General features: G+C 50.2%; 2 rRNA genes. Both read left to right on the forward strand.

The window, feature by feature from the left end:
* Positions 1-194 precede the first annotated feature (194 nt).
* Positions 195-3089: ribosomal RNA gene (locus VB733_RS27300) — 23S ribosomal RNA — on the forward strand.
* Positions 3090-3178: 89 nt separating this feature from the next.
* Positions 3179-3296, forward strand: a 5S ribosomal RNA gene (rrf, locus tag VB733_RS27305).
* The last annotated feature ends 32 nt before the right edge of the window (positions 3297-3328 follow it).

The following is a 3328-nucleotide window of genomic DNA, read 5'->3' on the forward strand; positions in this document are numbered from 1 at the left end:
GAGTTCAGCACCTGCTACGAATAGTTGTGGTAGACTGCTGGGTTTACCCAGTGAAAGAACCTTGAAAACTGCATAGTGACAGAAGAAGTAGCAATTGAAAGTTCGAGAGAGCAAGAGATTGTGAAAGGCAGTTCGTAGTGTAGCAGCTACGGATAAAAACACCAATATTAGAATAGAAGAGAAGAATATTGAGTGGTCAAGCGACTAAAGGCTGACGGTGGATACCTAGCCATGCAGCGGCGAAGAAGGACGTGGTTACCGACGATAAGCTCCGGGGAGTTGGAAACAGACTAAGAGCCGGAGATTTCCGAATGGGGCAACCCTATGTACTACCTGTTGAATATATAGACAGGAGAGAGCGAACCCAGCGAATTGAAACATCTTAGTAGCTGGAGGAAAAGAAATCAAAAGAGATTCCCCAAGTAGTGGTGAGCGAAAGGGGAAGAGCCTAAACCAACGTACATGTATGTTGGGGTAGTGGGACAGCGAGAAGGAATCGAGCGATTAGACGAAGCATTGAAAAGATGCACCAGAGAAAGTGAAAGTCTTGTAGTCGAAAATTCAACGATACGAGCTGAATCCCGAGTAGCATGGAGCACGTGAAATTCCATGTGAATCAGCCAGGACCACCTGGTAAGGCTAAATACGTCTGCATGAGCGATAGAGAACAAGTACCGCGAGGGAAAGGTGAAAAGAACCCCATTGAGGGGAGTGAAAGAGAACATGAAACCGTCAGCTGACAAGCAGTGGGAGGCTGATAGAACGGCTGACCGCGTGCCTGTTGAAGAATGAGCCGGCGACTTATAAGTGACTGGTAGGTTAAGGGGGAAACCCGAAGCCAAAGCGAAAGCGAGTCTGAAGAGGGCGATATTATCAGCGTTTATAGACCCGAACCCTGGCGATCTAACCATGTCCAGGATGAAGCTTGGGTAACACCAAGTGGAGGTCCGCACCGACCAATGTTGAAAAATTGGCGGATGAGGTGTGGTTAGGGGTGAAATGCCAATCGAGCCAGGAGCTAGCTGGTTCTCCCCGAAATGTGTTGAGGCGCAGCGGTAATGATTAAAGCCGAGGGGTAAAGCACTGTTTCGGTGCGGGCTGGGAGACCGGTACCAAATCGAGACAAACTCAGAATACTCGGTGAACACATTGCTAGTGAGACGGTGGGGGATAAGCTTCATCGTCAAGAGGGAAACAGCCCAGACCACCAGCTAAGGTCCCCAAATCAACGTTAAGTGGGAAAGGAGGTGGGAGTGCAGAGACAACCAGGAGGTTTGCCTAGAAGCAGCCATCCTTGAAAGAGTGCGTAATAGCTCACTGGTCAAGCGCTCCTGCGCCGAAAATGAACGGGACTAAACGTTGTACCGAAGCTGTGGGATTTTTGAAAAAGAATCGGTAGGGGAGCGTTCTATTTGAAGAGAAGCACTAGCGGCGAGCAGGTGTGGATTGAATAGAAGTGAGAATGTCGGCTTGAGTAGCGCAAATATTGGTGAGAATCCAATACCCCGAAACCCCAAGGGTTCCAGAGGCAGGTTCGTCCACTCTGGGTAAGTCGGGACCTAAGGCGAGGTCGAAAGGCGTAGTCGATGGAGAACGGGTTAAAAATCCCGTACTAATTTAGGATAGTGCAGAGGGACGGAGAAGGTGAATGTCAGCCGGATGTTGGTTACCGGTTCAACTAATCGAGTTGATGAGAGACGGAGAAAACGTCTTGAGATGAGATAGGAGTGGGACCCTCTAAGGAGGGGAAGTGGCATAATCTAGCTTCCAAGAAAAGCTCTAAACACGTTAATTCTAAATTACCCGTACTCGAAACCGACACAGGTGGGGAGGTTGAGAAAACTAAGGGGCGCGAGATAACTCTCTCTAAGGAACTCGGCAAAATGGCCCCGTAACTTCGGAAGAAGGGGTGCCCAAGGTAAAACTTGGGTCGCAGTGAAGAGATCCAGGCGACTGTTTACCAAAAACACAGGTCTCCGCGAAGTCGATAGACGCAGTATGGGGGCTGACGCCTGCCCAGTGCCGGAAGGTTAAGGAAGTTGGTCAGGATGGTTAGCCATTTGAAGCTGACGACTGAAGCCCCGGTGAACGGCGGCCGTAACTATAACGGTCCTAAGGTAGCGAAATTCCTTGTCGGGTAAGTTCCGACCCGCACGAAAGGCGTAACGATCTGGATGGTGTCTCGGAGAGAGACTCGGCGAAATAGGATTGTCTGTGAAGATACGGACTGCCTGCACCTGGACAGAAAGACCCTATGAAGCTTTACTGTATCCTGGAATTGTGTTCGGGCTTGGCTTGCGCAGGATAGGTGGGAAACGTAGAAGTATCCCTTGTGGGGGGTATGGAGTTAACAGTGAGATACCACTCTGGCGAAGCTAGAATTCTAACCTACTGCCGTAATCCGGTGGAGGAACAGTTTCAGGTGGGCAGTTTGACTGGGGCGGTCGCCTCCCAAAAGGTAACGGAGGCGCGCAATGGTTCCCTCAGCACGGTTGGAAATCGTGCGTCGAGTGTAAAAGCATGAAGGGAGCTTGACTGCGAGACCAACAAGTCGAGCAGGGTGGAAACACGGCTTTAGTGATCCGACGGCGCAGAGTGGAATGGCCGTCGCTCAACGGATAAAAGTTACTCTAGGGATAACAGGCTGATCTCCCCCAAGAGTCCACATCGACGGGGAGGTTTGGCACCTCGATGTCGGCTCATCGCAACCTGGGGCGGAAGTACGTCCCAAGGGTTGGGCTGTTCGCCCATTAAAGCGGTACGTGAGCTGGGTTCAGAACGTCGTGAGACAGTTCGGTCCATATCCGGTGCAGGCGTTAGAACATTGAGAGGAGCCTTCCTTAGTACGAGAGGACCGGGAAGGACGAACCGCTGGTGTACCTGTTATCGTGCCAACGGTAAACGCAGGGTAGCCATGTTTGGAGTGGATAACCGCTGAAAGCATCTAAGTGGGAAGCCCACCTCAAGATGAGTGTTCTCATTCCTTTAAGGAAGTAAGGTCACACATAGAACATGTGTTAATAGGCTTTAGGTGGAAGTGTGGTAACATATGAAGCCGAGAAGTACTAACAGACCGAGGGCTTGACCTCTAATATTCTCTTTAATCTCTTCAATTTTAGTTTTGCTTTTGTCACTATGCAGTCTTCAGGGTTTGAGCTTGCTCGAATCTACAAGTTTTCCTGGTGCTTATGGCGCGGTGGAACCACTCTGATACCATCCCGAACTCAGTTGTGAAACGCTGTTGCGGCTACGATAGTCTGGGGGTTGCCCCATGCAACAATTGCTCAGTGCCAGGGCTATTAATCCAATCAAAGGCTTCTCTAAGAAC

Origin of the sequence: Calothrix sp. UHCC 0171 (assembly GCF_034931845.1) — a bacterium.
GTDB lineage: Bacteria > Cyanobacteriota > Cyanobacteriia > Cyanobacteriales > Nostocaceae > Brunnivagina.